The 1,358-nt window shown below is 70.1% G+C and carries 2 protein-coding genes; both read right to left on the bottom strand.

Going from position 1 to position 1,358, the window contains the following annotated elements; genetic code table 11:
• A partial coding sequence (gene tilS / locus CWO91_RS42205; protein ID WP_130221174.1) for a tRNA lysidine(34) synthetase TilS occupies positions 1-670 on the bottom strand: 670 nt, incomplete at its 3' end.
• 140 nt (positions 671-810) lie between these two features.
• Positions 811-1,358, bottom strand: a 548-nt coding sequence (gene ybgF / locus CWO91_RS42200) for a tol-pal system protein YbgF (protein ID WP_130221173.1), incomplete at its 5' end; no start/stop codon positions are given.

Raw genomic sequence — 1,358 nt, 5'->3', positions numbered from 1 at the left:
GCACGAGCGTGCGGGCATCGCCGCCTTCGGCCGCGAGCTGTGGCAGCAGCGCGCGCAGCCGCGGCCGGGTGAAGGCGGTGTCGCGGTTGGTGGGGTCATCTGCAAAGCCGACCTTCGCCCGCTTCAAGGTCGCGATCAACTGCGCCTTCGGGACGTCGAGCAGCGGACGCGCCAGCACGATGCCATCGCGCTCGCTGACACTGGCCATCGCCGACAGCCCGGCAAGTCCACTGCCGCGGAGTATTCGCATCAGCAGGGTCTCGGCCTGGTCGTCGCGGGTGTGGGCCGTCAGCACGTGGCTGGCGCCCACGGCCCGCGCGGCCTGTGCGAGCAGCCGGTAGCGGGCCTCGCGCGCCGCGGCAGGTAGCCCCGTCTTCGGCTTTGCGCCACGCCAGCGCAGGGTCCGGTGCGGCAGTCCGAGTTCGGTTGCCAGACGCTTGACCTCGCGCGCCTCGCGGGCCGCTTCCGGACGCAGGCCGTGATCGACGGTGACGACGGTGAGTTGCGGGCCGCGCACAAGACTGCGCCGCCAGCGGGCCACGAGCCACATCAGCGCGACCGAGTCGGGCCCGCCGGAGACCGCGAGCACCAGCGCCGGCGCAGCTTTCAGGCCGGCGAACAGCCGCCTCGCCTCGCGCGCCGAGATCGGAGAATTGTCGTCGTCTGACATGACGGCCCAGCAATCGTCAGCGGATGATTGCGATGTTTAGCGCAGCACCATCAGCATTGTCAGGACCCTAGACGTTGCCGCCTTCACCTCTCCCGGAGGGGGGAGAGGTGCCCCACGGACAGCCGGCCGCGCCTAACTCTCTAGCACTTCACCCGCTTCTGCTCGCGATCGACCGCGGCTCTGACGCCGGCCGAGGCGCGCGGATATTTGCGGCCGACCTCGCCGAAGGCGGCGCAGGCGGCCTCCTTCTCCTTCAGCGCGGCGAGCGACTGGCCGAGCCGCAGCAGCGCATCCGGCGCCTTGGCCGATTTCTCGTATTTGGTGGTGACGGCGAGGAACGCTTCCGCGGAGTCGCGATATTGCTGGCGCTGGAAGTAGCTCTCACCGAGCCAGTATTGCGCGTCGCCGAGCAGCGGGTCGCTCGGGTATTTCTGCGCAAAATTCTTCATGGTCTGCTCGGCGAGCGCATAGTCCTTGCGCTGCATGTAGCCGATGCCGAGGTCGAACTCGTCGCGTGGCGTTGCCGAGGGCGGCAGCGTCGTCAGGCCAGCGCCGCCTGATGGCGCGGAATGGCCGGATTGGGCCGGCGGATAGCCGGGCAGCGCCGCCGGGGGAGCGGCCTGCTGCTGATAGCGGGGGCTGGTGTTGGCGAGATCGAGCGGCTCGCCGGCACCGCGTCCGCCAGGGG

Source organism: Bradyrhizobium genosp. SA-3 (genome assembly GCF_004212635.1).
Lineage (GTDB): Bacteria > Pseudomonadota > Alphaproteobacteria > Rhizobiales > Xanthobacteraceae > Bradyrhizobium.
Note: the sequence above shows the minus strand (reverse complement) of the source record. Positions and strands in the feature narration are given on the sequence as shown.